Source organism: Actinomadura atramentaria DSM 43919, from assembly GCF_000381885.1.
GTDB lineage: Bacteria > Actinomycetota > Actinomycetes > Streptosporangiales > Streptosporangiaceae > Spirillospora > Spirillospora atramentaria.
Genome location: NZ_KB907209.1, coordinates 460,488 through 483,047, shown reverse-complemented (window position 1 = coordinate 483,047; position 22,560 = coordinate 460,488). Strand labels below are relative to the sequence as shown.

The window sequence follows — 22,560 nt, the reverse complement described above, 5'->3', positions numbered from 1 at the left end:
GTCAGCGCTCACTCTCGCGGGAGAGCTTGCGGTGCCCTTCGACCTGACCCACGAGAGTTTCGTGCGCCTTTTTGTCTCCGGCGGCCTCGTACTGGTCAGCCTTGGCCAGCAACCGCGTGGCCTCGTTCTCGTGGTCCTTCTTGGTCCAGCCCATGGGGGTCTCCTAGATGCGCGCGTCATGCGCGGGCAGGGGCATGGTCAGAGCGAGGCGATGAGGGCCGCGACGAACAGCCATCCGATATGCCACGACTGGTCCAGGGCGTAGGCGCCCGTCCCAGCCGGTGCGGCGCCGCCATCACCGAGCCGGGCGAACTCCGCCTTACCGACCTTGTCGGCGAGCTTGAGCAGCGTGGCTCGGCGGTCAGCCCAGTAGTGGGACAGGGCGTCCACCAACAGGCCGGCCGTGACCGTCCAGACGTTGAGCGGAAGCGCCAGAACGAGCGCGGCGAACGCCAGAGCGACCACCTTCACGACGGTCAGGCCGACGACGTGCCGGGCGCAGAGCAGGCGACCGGTCCAGCCGGTGGCGCCCTTGCCCAGGGCCTCTCGGCCACGCTGAACCCAGTGGTCCCCCACCTCATGAGCGGCGTAGAGCACTGCGAAGACGGCGGCGAAGACGATCGGCGAGCCGTTCATCAGGCGACCTCTCCGAGGTCGTCGATGAACGTGCCAGCGAGCGCACGGATCTGCGCGACGGTGTGCCCGCCCCACACGCCGTAGTCCGGCTGCGTGTCGATCGCGTAGGCCAGGCACGCAAGGCGGAGCGGGCACATTCCGCACACCTCGACGGCCACTTCCTCGCGGGCCGCGCGCTCGTCGGGAGTCTCGCTGGCGTTCGGACCCGTGTGCAGTTCCGGATCGAAGCGGCACTGCGCACCGATGGCGATGTCTCCACGAACGTCCACCAACGGGACGGTCGAAGGCTTCTTGAAGATCGGGTTCACGGACATCTCCTTGAGAGCCGGGATCGGTTGGGGGCAGAGCGGTCCGGCGGCGTGCTTGGTGGCTTGTGCGCCGGACCGTGTCTGCATCGGGGAAGTACTCGTCATCGCGTCGTGGTCAGCTCAGGGCGCCGGCGAACTGCGAGATGGCGCTCACGACCTTGTTGATGAGGTGCGCGGCGGACGTCGGGTTGTTGACGGCGTAGACCACGGCGACCACGCCGACGACCCACTGACCGGCCTTGCTCGACTTCTGGGGGAACATCTGAGCCCTCCTGATCGCCCTTGCGGGCGCTGCCGGTGGCTCACCTTCGGGGCGAGCCGTTGGCAGCATCGTATACGCAACTTCGTATACGCACAATCCCTAGGTATACGATGATGCGTATACGCTGGTGGAGGACACCAGAGCACCCGAAGGGACTGATCACGCAGTGGCAGAACCGGCCTACGTCCGCATCGCCGGCGAGTACGCCCGGCGTATCCGCAGCGGGGACCTCGCACCAGGCACGCAGCTACCGAGCTACGCCGAGATCGCCCAGCAGCACAGCGTGTCGGACATCGTGGTCCGCAAGGCCATCGAACTTCTCCAGAGCCAGGGGCTCGTACGATCCATGCGGCGACGAGGTGTCTTCGTCGCCGACCGCCCCAACCTCGTGCGCGTGTCGCCCGAACGCCAGATGGAGACCGCCGAACGCTCGTTCCAGAACGAGTCCGATCGGCGGATCGAGGTGGAGCGCGAGACCGAGCAGATCGCCGCCACGGGCGAACTCGCAGAAGCCCTCGGCGTTCCGGCAGGCGAAGAGATCACTCACGTCATCACCAGGGCCACCGAAGACGGCCGGCCCATCTCGATCTCGGACACGTACCACCCGGCAGACGTCACCGACATCTCGGGCGCCGCCTACCTGGAAGAGACGATCTCCGACCGGCTACCGACAGCGGCGCACGCCTCCTGGCTGCGGACAACGGCCGGCGACCTCGTCAAGACGGTTCACCAGCAGTTCATCGGCGCCGACAAGCGAGTGATCATGATCTCGGATGTCTCGTATCCCCGCGATCGGTACGACGCGTTCGTGTTTCGCATGAGCCTCAAGTAGACATACGACGAAGGGGGCGCCGATCGATCGGCGCCCCCTTCGTCATTCGCACAAGCTCAGGCCCTAACCCATCCTTGCGCCACATCCGCGTCCGTCCACCATGAAACGAACTGCGAATCTACGGATTCCAGTCTCCAGCGAGTGGATAGAGCATCAAAGAAGGCATCATTACCCGTCTTCCCGCCCTTCGGTTCACCAATGTAGACGAGTCGCTGCCCCCCCGCATTCTCGAAAGCCGCAAGCGCATCTGAGGCCATGGTGTCGCCCCAGCCAGGAGGCCAGCAGAGGAACAGTACGTAATCCGCCCGACCGGCGCGCGTCGCGAACTCGTCCAAATCACCGACTCGGTGCCATACATCTACCTGGCCAGCCGCTCCAGGAAACGAAGCATTTACGGTTTCATTCGGTGGCTCTGAATCATACGCATCGACAGTCAACCCATAATCAGCCAACTGCGCCGCCCAATAGCCCCGGCCGGCCCCAAGTTCCACGACCGGAAGATTCGCGCAAAAATCCGCCACCCACTCGACGGTTTCCGGCGCGGGTATCGCGTAGGCGTAACTCGACTGCAAGAGCATCTGCGCGAAGGCGAGGCGCGCGCTTCCTTCTCCGCGACCGCCACCCACCACACGCCGACCTTCGTGCTCAACCACGCACGGTTCCACGATGTCCCAGTATGGGTTCCGGCTCACAGCACTGCCACCGGTCATGTAGTGGACGAACCGCAAGTCGAACTGCGCGTCGGCCTGGTTGTCACCCGTCCCCGCCAGCCCCGCCGCCGTCGCCAGGTACTCGGCCACCCTCGGGTACTCCGCCCGGAGTCTCCCCTCGTCTTTCAGCAACGCGGTGATCTCGCCCCATCTGCTTGAACTCATAGAAAACTTCGACACGATACAAGTCTCCCGTACGCTAGACGAACAGTCCACCCCGGAAACCGCGCCAGTGGATACGGGCGCCATGCTGGCAACCGACGAAATCGACTGGCGGGATCACGAACGACGAAATCATTATACAGAAGAGTGATTACCTCGGTCCTTGGACCACCAGAAGCCACTTACAGAAATCGGCAAGGTACTCAACCAATGTATAATTGTAAGTATTCAAATGCCGTTAATCGAACGACGCCACGGGTACCTATTAAGGGGCGGTTCCAGAACGTGGGCTTTCGCGATCCCATCTTGAAAATCTCGCGCCAGGGCGCTCGCAACGAATTCGGCAGCTTCATCGGGCGCAATTGACAACGTCCGCCCACTCTTCGTGCGAATAACTACGGAATCTCCACGACCTTCACGCACGATCAATTCCACAATTGTGCCGAACATCTTTTCGTAGACCGTAGTCGACCAAGGCCGTCGAGAGTAGATAAGGAATGAAAGGGCCGGCTCACCCTCACTGTGCCTGAAGAGTTCCCCAGCGGGATCTAGCAGCAGATAAACACGACTACCGGGGTAGCGCTCCTGTGAACCAATTCCACCCACCACCAGACCCTCACGGGTGCCGTTACGGATACGCGCATACGCGACTTGATCCACCATTTCTTCCGGGTCAGTCCGGATCTCGAGACCGTGCAACGCCAGATGCCCACCAAGAAGTTCGAGCCAGGACACGAAAGAACTTTTCCACTGCACGTACGAGCTAGCGGCGCGCTGCTTGATCTCTTCCTCAAAGATGCGCAAGGCCCATCGCGGGTTACGCATATCTCCGATGGCCCGCTCAAGCACACGTAGAAATACACCGATTAGCGGCGCAAGGTCTCCACCTTCATCACTTACCGCAAGCGCATTTATGTACCGGCTTCGATCACCGGACACGCGAATGATCAGCGGAGGGAGCCCCGCCGAACCAACTACAATATTGGCAAGCAGACGCGCGACTCGACCATTCCCATCATCGAAAGGATGGACGTGGGCGAGCCATGCATGAACTGTTGCAGCAATAATTACCGGAGGAAGCAGGCTATTCTTCCGGACATGTCCCAACCATTCTACGAGCTGCCCCATAGCACTCGGCGTGTCCGTTGGGGCGAAAGGAGTGTGCGCTGCACCAGATATTTCGTTGCACCACACTTTATAGCGCCCCGCGAGCGGATGCCGAGGCCCCATGAGCGTTTTATGCATACCGCGAATGTCAATCTCAGTGATGGGACGATCATTCCCATACATAATGGTGTCCGCGAAATTCTTGGCGCCACTCAGTTGCAAAACATCCAGCGTACGTGGATCACTTTCCACGCTTTTTGTGATTGTGTATCGTGTCAACTCGCGTTCAATATCGGACGCATCTTTGCTGGATAGAATTTCGTGCGTATGGGCTATCAGCTCCGGCCCTAGTCCCTCAACCCGGTTACTTTCATGCAATTCACGCACGCGATGAGAACGTTTTAGTGGTTCACTGAAAGCAGCGAGGTTGGCGAAAAGTTGGTCCCGTGCGCTCGCCGTGTCGGTCGTGACGTTGCGGATTCGTTTGAGCATGGAGCGCACACGGTCCCGGCTCTCTGTCAGCTCAGGAACGGAGTACGGCGAGCCCTCAAGACCGGTCTGCAGGTCCGCAACAGTCCAGTCGGTTCGAGACCACGGTCCCGGCGGCGGCGTGAACATGTGACCAGTGTGGCCCGACTTGCCACAGTGTGTCCCCGAATCTGGACACTGTCCCAACGGAAACCATCACGCCTTGGGCGAACGGGACGGTCATCACGTACTTCCCTGGCGGGCTCAACGAGCTTAAACGCTCCCAATACGGTCCCATAGGGCACGTTGCGGATCACGGGATCACATGTTTTCCCAGGTAGGGTCCGGTCTGTAGCGGGAGCGCACTCCGGTCTTCTAAACCGACGGTCGCGGGTTCGAATCCTGCCGGGCGCGCTCCCACCCCCGCCTGATGCCAACCGAGCGTCCGGCCACCCCTCGCACACGACCGCGCACCAAGGGCCTACCCACGATCCCCCGCGCCCGCCGCGGCGACGGACATTCGACAACCCGCTTCCCCGCCCGCTTCGAGACGGACGTGATCCTTCACGCACCCTCTGTGCCCGGACAACGTGGTTGACGCTAGACAAATCAACTGCAAGATTGACCGCCGACATACGCGATCCCGCGGATACAGGAGCCGCCGATGGGGCAGATCAAAGCCGAGTTCTCCGCATTCAGCGACGCCGAGAAGCTCTTCCACCGCGCGCTCGACGAACTCGAAACCACACTCGACGAATTAGCCGCCGACCTCGACCGCTCGATGGCCCGCTGGGAGGGCGACGACAAAGCGGCGTACGTGGACGCCCACGCGCAATGGGATGCGTCGGCCCGCGCCCTCCACGCCCAACTGGCGCTATTGCACAAGACCATTGTGCGAGCGCATCGCAACTACCAGAGCTCCAGCAGCACGAACGTCCGGATGTGGTCGGCGTGACCCGCGTCGTCATCGACACCGGTCTAGTCACCGATGTCGCGGGACGTGTCGCGGCCGTCCAGAACCACGACGTCAGCGCCGCGTGGACGAATCTCGCCCATGTATTGGGCGGCACCGGCGGCATGGCGGGCGACCCCGGCAAGGACAAGGCCGCCGCGAGTTTCGTGACGGCCTACACGCCGGCCGTCCAGGCGGCGTGGCGCGGATGGGCCGCCGTACACCGCGCGACGGGCGACATGTCACGCGGACTCGCCCAGATGGCGAACAACCACGACCGCGCCGACCGCCACTCCGCGATCGGCGGCGGCTTCTCGGTGCTGCCGCACTCGATCGGCACGATCGCCGACCAGGCGCTCGGCACGACGCCGGCCGCACCATTGAGCCTGGGCGAACCGCCCTCCGCCGGAGGAAAGGGGGTGGGCGCACCGCATTCGCTCCTGGGATCGCTGATCGGCACGGAGATCATCGATTTATCCGAGTACTGGCCGACCGCCGACCCGGGCAAACTACTGACCGCCGCCAGCGCCTGGAAGGCGGCCCACCAAGGTCTGATCAATGCCCGAGACCGGCTCGCGGCGAACGTTCGGACGGTCACCGACCAGGGAGATGCACCGGATCTCGACGCGTTCGGCGGTTACTGGAAGAAGGTGTACGGCGACTGCAACGCCAACACTCTTCTAGAGGGCTTGCCGTTGCTCTGCCTCGGCATCTCCAACGCGTGCGGCGAATACGCGTCGGCCGTCCAGCAAGCGCGGCTCAAGGTGAGCGGCGCGTCGGCGAACCCCATCAGCACGGCCGTCGAACTCGCCGCGCTGCGAGCGAGCCTCGCCGCGGCCGCGGGCAGGCTGGTGCAAACGGTCGGCACCATCGCGGCCGGCGGCCTCGCCGGGCACCTCATCACCTCGGTGACAATCGGCACCGCCAACATCCCCGACCTCCGAGTCCTCCAGGCGGAGATGGACGATTCGGTCCTGCGAGAGTGGAACTATCCGGACGATGACGCCGATGAAGAGAATCTCGAGGGGGACCTAGGGGAGATCGCACGGAACTATGACGACGGCGACCACTCAATCCGGGAGATCAGGGACGCCATCCATGCCGTGAAGAACAAGGCCAAATGGCGCGGCCTGGGAAGCAACAAGAATCCCGATATGGTCGTTGACATCAGAACCGGGGAAGTTTACCCCAGGACACCGAAAGGAATCAGCGATGACAGCATTGGCAACATCGGAGACTTCCTTTAGCATGGCGCAGCCGGGATTGCATCGATGATCCAGTATGACTCGATCGAAGACCGTAAGATCCTCCAGGCCCGAGGCACAAGAGTCGTCGAAGTCGATGCGGCCCCCAGTTTTCGGCTGCTACTGACCGACGGTCTCAAACTCGAGTACGACGGAGAAGTAACCTACAAACTAGGCGGTGAAAGCATTCGGAGCGCCCGACCGCTGTCGACGCTCCCGCCCGAGCAGGTCAACAGGCTCGTTGCCGCCAGACCCCTGTCCTGGGTCGTCTTCAACACCGGTGACCAGCGGATCGTGTTCTCGAACGCCTGGTACCTGTACCTGAGCGTCGACTCGGGGCAGTCGTGGCGACTTGATCTGGGCGATGGCGTCACACTGACCCATCCACCCACTTGATCGGGCACATGATCCTGAAAGATCGAAAGATCCTTCAGGCAAGAGCGACCGAAGTCATCGAAGTGAGGACTGATGCGGGATTTCACCTTCACCTGACGGAGGGACTGAGCCTGGAGTACAGCGGTGAGATGTTCTTGACCGTGGGACGCGAGGGCGACGAGAGCGCTCGTCCGCTCTCCGGCCTCTCGGCCGGACAACTCACCGCGCTCATCTCGGCCAGGCCGCTGTCCTGGGTCGTATTCAACGACGGGGATCAGCGCATCGTGTTCTCGAACAGGTGGTTCCTGGAGTCCCGGGTACGCCCAGGCGAGACTTGGCGACTCGTGCTCGGTGGCGGTGCCGTCCTCACTCATCCGCCCGCGCCCGGGCAGTGATCCTGCGGCCGACCAGGTGTGCGCTCCGTGTGCGGGCGGGGGGTGGTTCGGGGAAGCCGTGCGGCGTAGGCCTCACAGGGCGTGTCAGGGGCGGTGGGCGGGGGTGGGGCGGGTATCGTGGCGGTTTTCTCCGTGACCACTCGGTCCGAAAACGGTCCGCCGCACCGTCGAAGGCTCGGCCAGGGGACCGGTAGATTGCGAGCCGGTCTTCTTTGCCCTGTTTTCACGGTCCGCTTAGGTGACCGATGGCAGGGTGTGACCGTTGTGGTGTCGACGATCCCGGAGCGAGTGAGGAAACATGTCTGAGGATGGCAAGCCCCGGGGCGAGCCGGCGGTCAAGGCGAAGCTCCCGAACGCCAAGAGCATCCGCAGCCCCGAGTTCACCCCGCACGGCATCAGCGCCGGGCGCAAGAGCGGGCCGCGCCCGTCCGCGCTGACCGCCGCCCAGGCCAAGAAGCGGCGGCGGATCGGGATCGTCGCCGCGCTCGTCGTCGTCATCGCGGCGGCGGCCGGGGTCACCTACATCGTGACGCGGCCGGGGCCCGAGGTGAAGGTGACCGGCGCGTTCGGCAAGCTGCCCAAGGTGTCCATCCCCACCTCGCTCGCGCCCGCCAAGAAGCTCGTCGTCACCACACCGGTCAAGGGCAAGGGCACCGCCGTCGCCGACGGGGCCGCCGTGTACGGCCGGTACACGTTCTACCAGTGGGCCAAGGGCACCGGCGACGAGGCCAAGAAGAAGAGCACCAGCAAGAAGATCGACGACTCCTACAGCGCCGCCGCCGGGCAGATCCGGCCGCTGGTCATCGGCAAGACGGGCGTCAAGGGCGTCGACAAGGGCCTCGTCGGGCACACCGCGGGCAGCCGCGTCGTCCTGCAGATCCCGCCGGCGGACGGGTTCGGCGCGCAGGGCGAGCAGATGGGCATCTCGGCGAACGACTCGATGGTCTTCGTCATCGACATCCTCAGCGTGTACCCGAAGGACGCCGGGCCGTCCGGCACGACGCACGAGCTGAAGGACAAGGACCTGCCGAAGGTCACGCCGGGCAAGGCGGGCGAGGCGCCGAAGGTCGAGATCCCGAAGACGGACGCGCCGTCCAAGCTCCAGGTCAAAACCCTCGTCGAGGGCACGGGCGCGCCGCTGAAGAAGAACGACAGCGCGGTCGTGAAGTACCAGGGGCAGCTCTGGCGCAACGGCAAGGTCTTCGACTCCAGCTTCACCAACGGCGTCCCGGCGGTGTTCCCGATCGGGACCGGCGCGACGGTGCCGGGCTTCGACAAGGGGCTGACGGGCCAGAAGGTCGGCAGCCGCGTGCTGCTCGTCCTGCCGCCGAAGGAGGGCTACGGGTCCAAGGGCCAGGAGCAGGCCGGGATCAAGGGCACGGACACGCTCGTGTTCGTGGTGGACATCCTGGGCACGATCCCCGGCTAATTCCGACATATCGCTACACAGACGGCGGCGGGAACCCGGGAACGGGTGTCCCGCCGCTCGGCGTTCAACGGTCGGGGCCGCCGGTCAACCGGCGGGAACCCCCGATCGTCCTTTCTAGGTAATCCCGGGAGACAGTAATTGACCGGCCGAGTGAATCGGTCCCCTCGGGTATCGTCAGGTAACGGAATCATCACGGGGGGCTTGTGAGCGACAGCGGTAAGAACCCGGAGGGCACCGTGCCCGCCGGGCGGGGCGGCGACGGCGACGCCGGGCGGGAGCCGACCGCCGCGACGCCGGAAACGGCTCCCGAGACGGGGTCCGGCACGGGTTCCGACTCGGGCCCGGCACTGCCGGACGCGTCCGGGGACGACCCGGCGGCCACCCCTCCCCCCGCCGACGAGCCCCCGGACGAGCCCGCGGACCCCGCCGCGGACGCGGGCGACGACCGCGCCGAGCCCTCCGCGACGACCGACGATCCCCCCGCCGAGACCACCGCCGCACCCGCGAGCACGACCGCCGGGGCCGCGAGCGAAACGGACGCGCCCGCTGAGGACGACGAGCCCGCAGGGCAGTCGGCAAAGCCGACGCGTCCGGGAAGCACGAGCGAAGCGGACAAACCCGTCGAGGGCGACGGGCCTGCGGGCACGGCCGATGAGTCCGCAGGGGACGCGACGGAGCCGACGCGCGCGGAGAGCGCGAGCGACGCGGAGAAGGCCGACGAGACGACCGGGGACGCGGGCGGCGCGGACAGCGAGGGCGCTGAGCCCGCCGACGCGACCCGCGCGGAGTCCGTCGTCAAGGGCGCCGCAGGCGCCGACGAGGCCGACGAAACGAGCACCGCGGGGGCCGACAAGGCGGACGCGACGCGCGCCGAGCCGATCGTGGACGACGCGGGCGCGACCCGCGTCGAGGCCACTGCGGACGACGCGGAGACCGACGACGCCACGCGCGCCGAGAGCACCGTCGCCGACGCGACCCGCGCCGAGCGCGTCGTGACCGACGCCGACGTCGCGGAGGCCGCCGCGGCCGAGGCCGACGCCACGCAGGCCGACGCCACGCGCGCCGAGCCGGTCGTGGCCGACGCGGGCGCGACCCGCGTCGAGAACGATGCGGACGCCGACGACGCCACGCGCGCCGAGCGCGTCGTTCCGGACGCGACGCGCGTGGACCGCGTGGTCGGCGACGACGACCTCGCGGCGGCGGGGGCCGTCGCGGCGGCCGGGCCGGAGGCGGGGGCGGCGGGGGCCGTTCCCGGCGGCCCGGACGATCCGGCGGCGACCGCCCGGATCGGGAACGACGGGACGACCGGGCCGGACGACGACGCGACGTCCGCCCTGAACACCGAGGACGGCGCGGGCTCGGGGGCCGCGCCGCCCCCGGACGTCCCGCCGGACGGGAGTTCCCCCGGATCGGGGGACTCGGGGAAAATCGACAAGGACAAACCGAAGCGCAGCCGACGCGTCCGCTACCTGCGGCGGGCGCTGTTCACGCTGCTCGGCCTGGTCGGGCTGGTCGTCGCGGCGTTCGGGGTGGCGTATTTCCTGACGCCCGTCCCGTCGCCGCAGGAGGCGGCCATCGCGCAGGGCCCGACGTTCTATTACTCGGACGGCAAGACGGTCATCGCCAAGACGGGCGTGAACCGCGACGCCGTCACGATGGACCAGATTCCGAAGTCCATGCGCGACGCGGTGATCGCCGCGGAGAACCGCAGTTTCTACGACGATCCCGGGATCTCGTTCAGCGGGACGGTCCGCGCGTTCTGGTCCACGGCGACCGGCGAGCAGCTCCAGGGCGGTTCGACGATCACGCAGCAGATGGTCCGGAACTACTACGGCGGGATCGGCAAGGAGCGGTCCGTCACCCGCAAGCTCAAGGAGATCATGGTCTCCCTGAAGGTGGGCCGGGAGAAGCCGAAGGACTGGATTCTCGAACAGTATCTGAACACCATCTTCTTCGGCCGGGACGCGTACGGCGTCCAGGCCGCCGCGCACGCCTATTACGGCAAGGACGTCAAGGACCTGACGGCCGCCGAGTCGGCGTACCTGGCGGCGGCGATCCAGCAGCCGAGCAACTTCGCGGACCCGACGGGCCAGAACCGCGTGTACGCCGAGCAGCGGTGGCGCGCGGTGCTGAACAACATGGTGCGCGACAAGGCGATGGACGCGAACGAGGCGGCGGCGATGAAGTTCCCCGCCCCCGCCAAGCAGAAGATCACCGACATCCTGAAGGGCCAGAAGGGCTACATGGTCAATGTGGCCAAGAAGGAGCTGACGGAGCGCCGGGGCTACAGCGAGGACGAGATCAACCGGTCCGGGCTGAAGATCGTCACGACGTACGACAAGCGCCTGATGGACCAGCTCAAGGCGACGGTGAAGGCCAACACGCCCGCCGGGATGAACAAGAAGATCCGCACGGCGGTCGTGTCGGTCGATCCGAAGACGGGGCAGGTCGTCGCGTTCTACGGCGGCCGGAACTATCTGGACGAGCCGTTCAGCAGCGCGTTCAGCGACTGGGCGCAGGTCGGTTCGGGATTCAAGCCGATCGCGCTGGCCGCCGCCCTGGACGCGGGCAAGTCGCTGACGACGGCCTACGACGGGAGTTCGCCGCAGACCTTCAACGGCGTCTCTCTGCACAACGACAGCAACGAGAACTTCGGAATGGTGAACCTGGTCACCGCGACGGAGCACTCCATCAACACGGCCTATATCAACCTGGCCCAGGACATCGGCAACAAGAAGGTCGCCGCGATGGCCGAGAAGATGGGCATTCCGGCGGGCCGGATGACGCCCGCCCAGCGGGCCTCGGCGTCGTTCCCGCTCGGCGTCATCTCCGAGCACCCGGTGGAGCAGGCGGGCGTGTACGCGACGTTCGCGTCCGAGGGCGTCCACCGCACGCCGTACGTCGTGAAGTCCGTCTCCGACAACGACGGGAAGACCCGGACGTTCACCGAGAAGGGCACGCGGGCGTTCAGCGCGCAGGTCGCGCGGGACGCGACGTACGCGATGGAGCAGGTCGTCAACGGCGGCACCGGTACCGGCGCGCAGTTGCCGGACCGGGACGTCGCGGGCAAGACCGGCACGACCGACGCCGGTGCGGCGATCTGGTTCAACGGCTACATCCCGCAGATGGCGACCACGGTCGCGATGTTCCGTTCGGACGGGAAGCCGCTGAACATCCCCGGCTACGGATCGTACGGCGGTCAGCTCCCCGCGCAGATCTGGTCGTCGTACATGCGCGAGGCCGTGGACATCAAGGGCTACGAGCCGAAGGACTTCGGCGAGCCGTCCGTCCGCACCGGCGGCTACGACAGCGGCGGCGGCCAGAACCAGGGGACGCCGGGCGGACCGCGGACGAACCGGCCGGGCGGGCCGGACACGCGCGGGCCGATCTCGCCCGTGGAGCCGTCCGGTCCGACGCGGCCGACCGGCGGCCCGGTCACGCCGCCCGGCAGCGGCGGCGGGAACGGCGACGGCGGTGACGGCGGCGGGAACGGCGGCGGAGGCGGCGGCACCAATCCCGGCGGGGGCGGCGGGAACGGCCCCGGCGGCGGGGGCGGGGGCGTGGGCCCCGAACTCGGCCGCTAGTGGCCGTCCGGAGGGGCGTGCGGTGCGCCGCGCGCCCCTTCGCCGTCCCCGGCGGTCAGTCGCAGACCGCGCCGAGCCTGCGCGGGGTCTCGGCGAGGGTCGCGTTGAGCCCCTTCACGTCGCCGGTCGCGACGGCCGCGGACGCGGTGCGCAGCTTGCCCGCCTCGTCGTTCAGGACCGTCCGCAGCTTCTTGTCGTCGGCCTTCTTCGCCAGCGCGGCGATCTTCGCGGCGAGCTGGTCGGTGGGCGCCTGCCACGGCTTGGACTGCGCGGCCGGGACCGTCCTGATCTGCGTCATGTACGCCTGGTAGGCCGCCTTCGCCTCGCCGCAGACGGCGTCGGAGTTGCCGCCGCACGCCGCCGTGAGGCCGACCGCGGCCAGGACCGCCACCGCTCCCGGCACCGCCCGGAATCGACCGAATCGCATGACGCCCTCCTGCTTCGTCCCCGTGAGCATCCGCCCATACTGGCGCACAGCGCGGGTTCCGGCGCCTCACGCCGACGGGACTCGCACAACGAATCACGGTGACGTTCATGTACCGGTGGATGCCGCGGGGACGCGCCCCCTACCCTGTCGTGAAGCGCGGAGCCGGTGTCCCCGTCCTGGGGGTCCGGGCGTCGCCGCGCCGTCCGGCGGGGGGACCGGGCGGACGCGCGCGCCGGGAATCCGCTCCGCCGCGCGGGGGGTCGCGCATGCCGCGGGACCGGGGCGACGGGGGTCGCCGCGTCCCGCCGCGGGACCGGCCGACACGGGAGCTTTGGCCGTGTTCGCCCATGTAGCGTAGGCAGGTCCGTAACTCGTCGCGGCGTCGTCTCCCAGGACGCCGCCGACGGGACGAAGGCGGCGCGGGATGAAACAGGGGGTGGCGACCGTGGCCGACGTCTGGCGGCCCACGTCAGAGCTGGAACGGCGGCTCGTCGAGGCGGTCCGGGCGGGTGACCGGGAGGGGTACTTCCGGGCGCTCGCGACGGCGGAACTGCTGTTCCCGGTGGCGCCCGACCTCGTGGACGACGTGCTCGCCAACCGGGTGCAGCCGCCCTGGCCGACGCGCGACGACGACGGCCGCGTCCACGTCCTGGCGTTCACCTCTCCGGCGGCGATGCTGGCCTGCCTCGGCCCGGCGGTCCGGCACTTCCTGACGCTGTCGTTCGCGGACGTCGCGCGGAACTGGCCGGAACCGCGCTGGTGGCTCGCGGTGGACGCCGTGTCGCCGGGGCTGCCGGACGCGCCGCCGCTGCCGGTCGAGGGGCGGCTGCCGTCCTGGTTCGTGCGGCAGGTGGCGGACGGGGACGCGCTGCCGCCGCTGGCGGGACGGCCCGAACTGCTCACGCCGGTGCCGCCCGGCGCGCGGCACGCCGCGCCCGAGCCGTACGCGCCGGATGCGCCCGCCGCGCCCGCCGCGCCGGAGGGCGAGCGGGCCCCGTGGACGCCGCCGGGCGAGGCGCCCGCGTTCGACCGGGCTCCGGAGGGCGATCCGCGCGAGGAGACCGCGCCGCCGACGAGCCGCGACCCGTACCCGTCCGCGCCGGAGGCCCGGCCCGCCGCCGAGGACGAGCGTCCGGCGCCCGCCGGGTATCCGGGCGACGCGCGGCCGCGGGTTCCCCAGGGCGACGCGCTCGACGACGTCGCGCCGCCGTCCGCCGCGCCGCCGAACTTCGATTCCGTCGCACCGCCGCAGGAGCCGATCGCCCCGGCCGCGCAGGAGCCCGTCGCGCCGCCGTCCGTTGACTCGGGCGCGCCGCCGCACGAGCCCCTCGCGCCACCGGCCCCTGATTCGGGCGCGCCGCCGCAGGAACCCGTCGCGCCGCCAGCCCCTGATCTCGTCGCGCCGCCGCACGAGCCCGTCGCGCCCGCAGTCCCTGATTCGGGCGCGCGGCAGGAGCCCGCCGCGTCACCGACCCCTGATCTCGTCGCGCCGCCGCACGTGCCCGTCGCGCCCGCAGTCCCTGATTCGGGCGCGCGGCAGGAGCCCGCCGCGCCACCGGCCCCTGATTTCGTCGCGCCGCCGCAGGAATCCGTCGCGCCGCCGGCCGTTGATTCGGGCGCGCCGCCGCACGAGTCCGTCGCGTCCGCGGCCGATGATTCGGGCGCGCGACCGCAGGAGTCGGCCCCTGATCTCGTCGCGCCGCCGCAGGAGCCGAGCGCACCGCCCGCCGTGCTTGAAACCGCCGCGCCTTCGGCGCAGGAACCCGGCGCGCCGCCGCAGGAACCGGTCGCGGCCCCGGGGTCCGGCGCGGACGCGTCCGGGACGCCGCCGTTCGGGCGCCCCGCCGGTCCCGCGCCGGACGAGACGCAGCTCGACCTCCCCGTCGTCGCCGACGACGAGCCGTGGGAGGAGCTGCGCGAGCGCGCCCCGGCCAGGTCGCGCCCGTTCGAGCCCGCCAACGACGTCGAGCGCGACCTGCTGCGCGCCGCGTCCGCGAACGACCACGACCTGTTCCTGCGCACGCTCGTGGACGCGGAGGTCCTGCTCCCCGTCCCCGACGACGTGGACTACGCGCTGCGGCCGGGCCGCCCCGGCTTCCCGTGGCCGACGCGCGACATCGACGGCACCGCGACCGTCCCCGTCTTCACCTCGCCGGAACGGCTGGTCGAGGCCGCGCGCGACGCCGGGACGGGCTCGGCGTACATGCCGCTGCCGTTCACGGCCGTCCTGCGGTACTGGCCGGACTCCGCGCGGCCGCTCGCGGTGAACTCCGGCTCCCCCGCCGGGGGGACGATCCACGCCGGGCAGCTCCCGGGCCTGGCGACCTGGGCGGACCAGCGCGCGGCGCGGCGGCTCGCCGAGGCGTTCGAGCCGCAGAACGAGGTCGAGGAGAAGCTGTTCGAGGCGTCCCGGCGGGGCGACACCGAGGCGTTCTTCCAGATCCTGACGGGCGCGCAGGTGCTCGTCCCGGCGGAGCCGCAGACGCCGTGGGGCATCCCGCCGGAGGACCCGGACTTTCCGTGGCGTCCGGTGCCGGTCCACGGCCGCACGTCGATCCAGGTGTTCACGTCGCTGCGGTGGATGAGCGAGGCGATCGGGTCGTCCCGGTTCGTCATGCCGAGCTTCGCGGAGATGGCGGCGGCGTGGCCGGACGAGTCGTGGACGCTCGTGCTGAACCCGGGCACACCGGTGGACGCCGTCCTCCCGGCCGACCGCGTCCGGGCCCTCGCGGGCCGCGCCACGGCCCCGGAACCCGCTCCCGACGCGCCGTCCCCGGCACCGGGCGCGATCCCCGTGCCGGACGCGCCGTCCGCACCGGACGCGATTCCCACGCCGGACGTCCAAATCCCGCCGTCCACGCCGGACGCTCCAGTCCCGCCGTCGATGCCGGACGCCCAAATCCCGCCGTCGATGCCGGACGCGCCATCCCTGCCGCCCGCACCGGACGCGGTCCCCACGTCGAACGCCCAAGGCGCGCCGCCCGAACCAAGCACGGCACCCGTGCCGGACGCATCCGTTGAGTCGCGCCCGCCGCTGGCGGACGCACCGGCCGTGCCCGGAGCGAGCACGCCGCCCCTGCCGGGCGCGGGGGGAACGCCGCCCGCGCCGGACGCGCCGTCCGCGCCGTCCGCGGACAGCGCCACGGTCGGCGCGCCGGACGCGGGCGGGCCGCCTCGGCGGGGAATGGACGAGCCCGTCCTGGCCGCGCCGGATGCCCGTGGGACGGCGGCCGCTGAGTCCCATTCGGCCGCGTTCGAGCCGGGGAACCGGATCGACCAGGAGCTCTACGAGGCCGTCCGCAGCGGCGACTCGGACGCGTTCCTGCGGGTGCTGCTCGCCGCGAACGTGCTCGTGCCGATCCCCGACGACGCGCCGCTGGAGGTCACGCCCGTCCAGCGCGAGTTCCGGTGGGACGCGGCGCTGCGGGACGCGGTGTCGGTGCGCGTGTTCACGTCGCTGGTACGGCTGCGGGAGGTGCTGCCAGAGTCGCGTTTCGTGTACGCGGACTTCCGGGAGCTGATCGCCGCCTGGCCCCGGCCGGACTGGGCGATGCTCCTCAACCCGGGCACGCGGATCGGGGCGTCGCTGGAGGGCGAGCAGGTCCGGGCGCTGAGCGCGTGGGCCGTACGGGTCGGCCTGGTGCGGTCGCGGCCGGAGATCCCGCCGCTGCCGGAGCCGCCGCGCCCGCCCGCGCCGTACGCGGAGTCCGCTCCGCGTCCGCTGCCGTCGCGGCCCGAGCACGCGCGGGTCGGCACGCGCCCCGCGCCGCGCCCGGCACCGCAAGAGCAGTCGGGAACGCGCCCCGCGGAACAATCCGGCCCGCACGCACAACCAGGGACGCCACCCGCGCCGCAGGAGCGGTCCGGCCCGCACGCGCTACCCGCGCCGGAGGAACAGCACGCGCAGCAGGATCAGTCCGGTCCGCACGCGCAGCCCGCGCCGGGGCTCGTCCCCGAGCCCGCTCCCGAACCGGACGCCGCCCGGGAGCCCGTCGCCGTCCCGGAGAACGGGCTGCAACACGGGCTGCAACACGGGCTCGACCGGCGGCCGGAGCCCGGCCACGACGTCCGGAGCGACGGCGGCCCGCGCCCCGAGCCCGTCCCGGCGGACGCCCCGGCCGCGCGCCCGGCGCCGCCGGAGCCGGAGGGCGAGCCCGTCCCGCAGCCGTCGATCATGCAGAAGGTCGTCCCGCACGGCCACGTCGGCTGGTACCTGGAGCAGGGCTACGACCGCGTCGGCGGGTTCGTCCACCCGACGTCGGACGTGGCCGAGCTGCAGACCCCGGCGCAGCTCTACGAGACGCTGGGCCTGCTGTACCCGGACTCGCCGTTCGCGCCGTCCGACGAGGGCGTGTACGTCATCCGCTGGCCCGCGTACTGCGCGGAGCTGTACCGGGTGCCGTTCGGCGGCCGGTCCGAGGAGGAGCTGGCGTCGTGGGGCGACGCGGGCTGGGTCCTGGAGGCCGCGCCGTTCCAGGGGACGGGTTTCGCGCCGGGCAGCGCGGGCTCGATCCGCGAGTACAAGGTGGACAGCGTCCGCCTGCCGTACGGCGCGGAGATGTACCTGCTGGGCGCGGACCGCACGGAGCGGTTCGTCGCGATGTACGACCCGGACCGGCTGGCCTGGCTGCGGCCGGAGGCGGGTGAGCCGGGTGGCGAGCGCCGTTGACGGGCCGCCGGATGCGACGGGAGGCGTGATGGCGCCGATTCGGGACGGTTACCTGGCCCGCTGGCTGGGCCGCGACTTCGAGGCGGCGCCGGGCGCGGACGGCGAGATCCGGCTGTACGCGGCCGAGCCGACGGACGGGTTCGACGAGCTGCGCCCGGGCCGGTACCGCCGGATCGTCCCGGCGTTCGAGGTGGAGGCGCTGCGGTACGTCCGGACGGCGTGCCGGTGGCGCGGGGAGCCGTTCGTGATCGTCGGGGAGCACGAGGGCTGGCTGCGGGTGGAGTACACGGGCGGCCGCGCGCCGGTCGCGGAGCGCCTGGGGCTGGACCGGGTGGACCAGGGCGTGTGGCAGAGCTGGGCGCCGCGCGACGAGGTCGAGGACGTCCGCGAGGAGACCGTCTGACGCCCGTCCGGATCGCCGACCCGTTCCGGCAGGAGTGAAGAAGGACTTCCCGGGGTAGAGCGTTCCGGGGCGTTTCGGGGCAAACGCGACGGAGGTGCGTGGGACGTGCTCGCCCGGGTGAGGGCTCGTGTGACGGGGACCGGAGTTCTGCTGGGCCTGGGCCTGGCCGCGGGCATCGCGGCCGCGCCCGCGCCCTCGGAGTCGCCGCCGGGGGACGACGGCACGTCCGCGCCCGCGACGCTCACCGTCGCGGCGACGGCCCCGGCGAAGGCCGCGCCGGGCGACCCGGTGACGCTGACGGTCCGGATCGGCGCGCACGGCGCGGACGCGGCCGGGGTGCGCGTCACGAAGATCACCGCGTCCGGCGGCGCGGAGGTCGGCGGCGCGTGCGCGCCGCCGTTCGCGGGCGACGGCTGCGCGGTCGGGGCGCTGGCGCGGGACGAGTCCGGAACGGTCACCGCGACGGTGGCGGTCCCCGGCGACGCGACGGCGACCAAGGAGGTCGAGGTCAGCGTCACCGCGACGGCCGAGGACGTCGCGCCGGTGACGGGCGGCACGAAGATCACGTTCGCGGTGCCGGTGAAGCCGAAGCCCAAGCCGACCCCGAAACCGACCGAGAAGCCCAAGCCGAAGCCGAAGCCGACCGGCGACGGGAAGCTGACCGCGCCGCCGGTGCCGCCGGTCGCGCCGTCCGTCCCGTCCGTCCCGCGAGTGGCGGGTCCGCGGACCGCCGCGCCGCCCGTCGCCGGGTCGGACACGCGGCTCCCGTCCGTCGCCCCGCAGGCCCCGCCGCCCGCCGTGGCGCAGGAGCGCACGACCGCGCTCCCGCAGAGCCGGCTGCGCTCCAACACGGCGGCCGTCGCGGACGACGCCGCGTTCGAGCGGACGGCGGGCGTCCAGGCCGCGTGGCTCGCGGCGCTGTTCGTCGCGACGCTGCTGGTGCTGACGCAGGCGCGGCTCGGCCGCCGCACCGCCGCCGCCCGCCGCCGCCCGGGCGGGCGCCGCTCCCGGTTCAGCTCCCGGTGACGAGCGCGTAGCACGCGATGGCGGCGGCGGCGACCACGTTGAGGGAGTCGACGCCGCCCGCGAGCGCGCCCGGGTCCATCGGGATGCGGACGGGCGCGTCGGCCTCGGCCAGCCAGTGGGACGTCAGCCCGTCGCCCTCGGTGCCGAGCAGCAGCGCGACGCGCTCCCCCGAGGGCGCGCGGTCCAGCGGGACGGCGGCGGCGTCCGGGGTGAGCGCGAGCAGGGTGAACCCCGCGCCGCGCAGCAGCGCGAGCCCGTCCCGCCAGGACGCCATCCGCGCGTAGGGCACCGCGAACACCGCGCCCATCGACACCTTCACCGACCGCCGGTACAGCGGGTCGGCGCAGCGCGGCGACAGCACGACCGCGTCCACGCCGAGCGCGGCGGCGCACCGGAAGATCGCGCCGACGTTGGCGTGGTCGACGAGGTCCTCGAGGACGAGCACGCGCCGCGCGCCCGCGACGACCGAGGCGACGTCGGGCAGCGGCAGCCGGGCCAGCGACGCGAGCGCGCCCCGGTGGACGGGGAACCCGGCGACGGCCTCCACGACGGCGTCGTCCGCGACGTAGACGGGCGCGTCGGTCCCGGCGAGCGCGTCCGCGAGCGGCTCGACCCAGCGCCGCGCCATGAGGAACGACCGGGCGGGGTGCCCGCCGCCGAGCGCCCGGCGGATGACCTTCTCCCCCTCGGCGATGAACAGCCCGTGCTCGGCTTCGAGGCTCTTGCGGAGGTTGACGTCGCGGAGCCGGGTGTAGTCGGCGAGGCGCGGGTCGGCGGGGTCGGCGACGGGGACGAGGCTGGCCATGCCGCTTATTGTGCCGGGCCGTCCGCGCGCCCCACCGTCCGGCGTATGACCTGCAACATCATCATTTTCCCCGCCTTTGTAACCTATGGGCCGGACTACTACAGTGCCGGGAAACATCGACGGGTTTCTGGTGAATCGAGGCTGCCGTGAGCGGACGTCATCGCAACGACTTCCCTGAGGGGCCGGATGACGGTGAGCACGACCCGGCAGCACCGGTCTTCGGTCCCGCCAACGACGGGTCCTCCGACTGGTTCGCGCCGCGCGACAGCCAGACCCCGCAGGTGACGCCGGGCGAGACGGGCGAGAACCCCGAATGGCCGGGGCAGCGCTCCTACGGCGAGTCCGGGCCGCAGATCCCGGGCGGGACGGGCGGGTACGGCGCCGCGCCGCAGCAGCGGCCGGACCCGTACGGCTCCTTCGGCTCCGGCGGCTACGAGCGGCCGGGCTCGGGCGCGTACCGGCCGGGCGGTTCCGAGCAGCCCGGCTCCGGATCGTACGAGCGACCGGGCTCCGGTGGCTACGAGCGACCCGGCTCGGGCGCGTACCAGCCCGGCGCGAGCGGTGCCGAGCAGCCCGGCTCCGGATCGTACGAGCGCCCCTACGCGTCCGGCGGCTACGACCGCCCCGTCCCGCAGGGCTCCGGCGAGATCGGCGGCTACACGCTGCCCGGCGCGTCCAGCGCGGGCTTCAGCGGCTACGACACCGTCTCGGGCTCCGACGAGCGCCCCACCGGCTTCTTCGGCGGCCGCGCGGGCGGCGACTCGGGTGGTTCCGGGGGCTCGGGCGGGTCCGGCGGTCCGGGCGGCTCCGGCGGCTTCGAGAGCGGCCGCCGCCGCAAGCGCCGCCGCGGCGTCCTGCTCGGCCCGCTCGCGGGCGCGGTCGGCCTCGCGGTCCTGCTCGGCGTCGGCGTGTACGCGTTCCTCGGGACGGGCGGCGGCTGCGGCGGCGACGAGGCCCTGACGCTCCGCGTCTCGGCGTCCCCCGACATCGCGCCCGCGATCCGCAAGGCGGCGGACCGGTTCAACGGCGACGGCCGCAAGGTCGGCGGCAAGTGCGTCCAGGCGTCGGTGTCCGCGGACGACCCGTCGTCGATCGCGACGCTGCTGTCCGGCCAGGGCGTCCCGTCCGACTCCACCAAGCAGCCCGACGTGTGGATTCCCGACTCCACCCTGTGGACGTCGCTCGTGCGCACCAGCCCCGACAAGGCCAAGCGCGCCATCACGATCTCCAAGACCTCGGTGGCGACGAGCCCGATCGTCGTCGGCCTGCCGCAGTCGCTCGCGGCCCAGCTCCAGAAGCAGGGCGTCACCGCGACCCCGACGTGGGACAACCTGCTCAAGGCGGCGGGCGGCGTCGCGGGCGGCGGCGTCACCAAGAACCAGATGATCCCGCCGAACGCGGTGCGGCTGATGGTCCCCGACCCGACGAAGAACGCGTCGGGCCTGGGCGCGCTGATGATCACCGACACCCTGCTCACCAGCGACCCCAACAAGGAGTCGATCTTCACCGGGATCGTCCGGACGGTCCGCGAGGCGACCGTCCCCAAGGTGGACGACCAGTTCAAGCTGTTCAAGAAGGGCCGCACCGGCAAGCAGCCGGTCGCGCTCTCCTCCGAACAGGCCCTCTACAAGTTCAACAAGACGAACCCGGCCGAGCCGGCCGTCGCCCTGTACCCGATCGAGGGCACGCTCTCGGAGGACTACCCCTACACCGTCACCACCGGCGACGACGCCAAGACCAAGGCGGCGGCGCTGCTGGAGTCGGCGATGAACACCGACGCGACGCGCGCCGACGTCCGCGAGCTCGGCTTCCGCACCGCGGACGGCAAGGCCCCCGAGGGCTTCTCGGAGAAGCTCGGCGTGAGCCCGTCCCGTCCGCGCCAGCTCCCGTCGCCGAAGGCCGCCGAGGTCGCCGGGGTCATGCAGGCGTGGTCGAAGCTGTCGCTCAGCATCCGCATCCTGATCCTGACGGACGTGTCCGGCTCGATGGCCGCCCCGGTCGGCGGCGGGATGAACCGGCTCCAGGCGATCACCCGCGTCGAGCAGGGCGGGCTGAGCATGCTGCCCAACGACACCGAGATCGGCGCGTGGGAGTTCTCGACGAACCTCGTCGGCAAGCGCGACTGGAAGGAGATGGTGCCGATCGGCGGCCTCGGCGACCGCATCGGCTCCACGACCCGGCGCGGGCAGATCCTGTCCGAGCTCGCGCGGCTCCAGCCCAAGCCGAACGGCGACACGGCCATCTACGCGACCGTCCTCGCCGCCTACAAGGAGATGAACCGCGGGTACCGGCCGGACTTCGTGAACACCATCCTGCTGTTCACCGACGGCCAGAACGACGACCCCGACGGGCCGTCCCTCGCCCAGACGCTCGCGCAGATCAAGCAGATGCGCGACCCGAACAAGCCGATCCAGGTCGACATGATCGGCTACGGCAAGGACGTCGACCAGACGTCCCTGCAGAAGATCGCGGCGATCACCAACGGCACGGTGAACGTCGCGCAGAACCCGCAGGACATCCAGAAGATCGTCCTGAAGATGATCGCGCGCCGCATCAACGACTGACCCCGGCCCGGCGGGGCGGGCGGCTTGCCCCGCCCCGCCGGAAACCTCCAAAAAAATCTGCGATCGGTGTCAACCGGCCGCCCGGCTCGACCGTCTTCCTTGTCGGAGGCCCGACGGGGAGCGGGGCCGTCGGGCCTCCGACCTCTTGCCCCCTGCCGGTTCCGCCGGGGGCTCGGGCCGCGACCGGCCGCACGGCGCGCGG

At 70.6% G+C, this 22,560-nt stretch carries 19 protein-coding genes; 11 read left to right on the top strand and 8 right to left on the bottom strand.

What is annotated here, in order from left to right; translation table 11 throughout:
- Position 1: 1 nt before the first annotated feature.
- From G339_RS38580 to G339_RS39330, 4 genes are all read right to left on the bottom strand, one after another.
- The gene (locus tag G339_RS38580) at positions 2-154 is read right to left on the bottom strand and encodes a hypothetical protein (RefSeq protein ID WP_019630208.1); all 153 of its coding nucleotides are present in this window, start codon (positions 152-154) and stop codon (positions 2-4) included.
- Positions 155-198: 44 nt separating this feature from the next.
- Positions 199-636 (bottom strand): DUF3307 domain-containing protein, encoded by a 438-nt coding sequence (locus tag G339_RS0106180; protein ID WP_019630207.1) that lies wholly within the window; start codon positions 634-636, stop codon positions 199-201.
- On the bottom strand, positions 636-944 hold the full coding sequence (locus G339_RS32765; RefSeq protein ID WP_169514709.1) for a WhiB family transcriptional regulator: 309 nt from the start codon (positions 942-944) through the stop codon (positions 636-638). Before G339_RS32765 ends, G339_RS0106180 begins: the two co-directional genes overlap by 1 nt.
- A 115-nt stretch (positions 945-1,059) precedes the next feature.
- A complete protein-coding gene (locus G339_RS39330; protein ID WP_019630205.1) occupies positions 1,060-1,206 on the bottom strand; it encodes a hypothetical protein in 147 nt (48 codons plus the stop codon).
- 166 nt (positions 1,207-1,372) lie between these two features.
- Between G339_RS39330 and G339_RS0106165 the strand changes: the two genes are divergently transcribed.
- Entirely contained in the window at positions 1,373-2,038 is a 666-nt protein-coding gene (locus G339_RS0106165) for a GntR family transcriptional regulator (protein ID WP_019630204.1), read from the top strand.
- Positions 2,039-2,094: 56 nt separating this feature from the next.
- Here the strand turns inward: G339_RS0106165 and G339_RS37495 are convergent, their stop codons facing one another.
- Entirely contained in the window at positions 2,095-2,838 is a 744-nt protein-coding gene (locus tag G339_RS37495; protein WP_205625489.1) for a class I SAM-dependent methyltransferase, read from the bottom strand.
- A gap of 300 nt (positions 2,839-3,138) precedes the next feature.
- Positions 3,139-4,635: a Fic family protein gene (locus tag G339_RS37490; RefSeq protein WP_084693123.1), complete on the bottom strand. Its 1,497-nt coding sequence runs from the start codon at positions 4,633-4,635 to the stop codon at positions 3,139-3,141.
- 514 nt (positions 4,636-5,149) lie between these two features.
- Between G339_RS37490 and G339_RS36475 the strand changes: the two genes are divergently transcribed.
- The 6 genes from G339_RS36475 to G339_RS39740 all read left to right on the top strand — a co-directional run bounded on the left by G339_RS36475 (position 5,150) and on the right by G339_RS39740 (position 12,464).
- Positions 5,150-5,440 (top strand): WXG100 family type VII secretion target, encoded by a 291-nt coding sequence (locus G339_RS36475; protein ID WP_019630203.1) that lies wholly within the window; start codon positions 5,150-5,152, stop codon positions 5,438-5,440.
- Positions 5,437-6,684 carry a WXG100-like domain-containing protein gene (locus G339_RS0106155; RefSeq protein WP_157407372.1) on the top strand — a complete coding sequence of 416 codons (1,248 nt, stop codon included), beginning with the start codon at positions 5,437-5,439 and terminating at the stop codon, positions 6,682-6,684. Before G339_RS36475 ends, G339_RS0106155 begins: the two co-directional genes overlap by 4 nt.
- A 24-nt stretch (positions 6,685-6,708) precedes the next feature.
- Positions 6,709-7,077 carry a hypothetical protein gene (locus G339_RS0106150; RefSeq protein ID WP_019630201.1) on the top strand — a complete coding sequence of 123 codons (369 nt, stop codon included), beginning with the start codon at positions 6,709-6,711 and terminating at the stop codon, positions 7,075-7,077.
- A gap of 8 nt (positions 7,078-7,085) precedes the next feature.
- Positions 7,086-7,451, top strand: coding sequence for a hypothetical protein (locus G339_RS0106145; RefSeq protein WP_019630200.1), 366 nt, complete (start codon positions 7,086-7,088; stop codon positions 7,449-7,451).
- Between the two features lie 298 nt (positions 7,452-7,749).
- Positions 7,750-8,880, top strand: coding sequence for an FKBP-type peptidyl-prolyl cis-trans isomerase (locus G339_RS0106140; protein ID WP_019630199.1), 1,131 nt, complete (start codon positions 7,750-7,752; stop codon positions 8,878-8,880).
- A gap of 203 nt (positions 8,881-9,083) precedes the next feature.
- A complete protein-coding gene (locus G339_RS39740) occupies positions 9,084-12,464 on the top strand; it encodes a transglycosylase domain-containing protein (protein WP_205625488.1) in 3,381 nt (1,126 codons plus the stop codon).
- A 55-nt stretch (positions 12,465-12,519) separates the two neighbouring features.
- On the opposite strand, the gene G339_RS0106130 is transcribed toward G339_RS39740, so the two are convergent.
- Positions 12,520-12,891 (bottom strand): hypothetical protein, encoded by a 372-nt coding sequence (locus tag G339_RS0106130; protein WP_157407371.1) that lies wholly within the window; start codon positions 12,889-12,891, stop codon positions 12,520-12,522.
- Between the two features lie 424 nt (positions 12,892-13,315).
- Here G339_RS0106130 and G339_RS0106125 point away from each other — a divergent pair, with 424 nt between their 5' ends.
- The 3 genes from G339_RS0106125 (at position 13,316) to G339_RS0106115 (ending at position 18,989) form a co-directional block, all read left to right on the top strand.
- Positions 13,316-17,560, top strand: a complete 4,245-nt coding sequence (locus tag G339_RS0106125; protein ID WP_157407370.1) for an SseB family protein — start codon at positions 13,316-13,318, stop codon at positions 17,558-17,560.
- Between the two features lie 28 nt (positions 17,561-17,588).
- On the top strand, positions 17,589-17,963 hold the full coding sequence (locus G339_RS0106120; protein ID WP_019630196.1) for a hypothetical protein: 375 nt from the start codon (positions 17,589-17,591) through the stop codon (positions 17,961-17,963).
- Between the two features lie 129 nt (positions 17,964-18,092).
- Complete coding sequence (locus G339_RS0106115) at positions 18,093-18,989, top strand: hypothetical protein (RefSeq protein ID WP_026341189.1); 897 nt, start codon at positions 18,093-18,095, stop codon at positions 18,987-18,989.
- Here G339_RS0106115 and G339_RS0106110 read toward each other — a convergent pair.
- Positions 18,976-19,794, bottom strand: coding sequence for a TrmH family RNA methyltransferase (locus G339_RS0106110; RefSeq protein ID WP_019630195.1), 819 nt, complete (start codon positions 19,792-19,794; stop codon positions 18,976-18,978). The genes G339_RS0106115 and G339_RS0106110 overlap by 14 nt on opposite strands.
- Positions 19,795-19,940: 146 nt before the next feature.
- On the opposite strand from G339_RS0106110, the gene G339_RS0106105 reads away from it, so the two are divergent.
- Complete coding sequence (locus G339_RS0106105) at positions 19,941-22,358, top strand: substrate-binding domain-containing protein (protein WP_026341188.1); 2,418 nt, start codon at positions 19,941-19,943, stop codon at positions 22,356-22,358.
- Positions 22,359-22,560 lie beyond the last annotated feature (202 nt).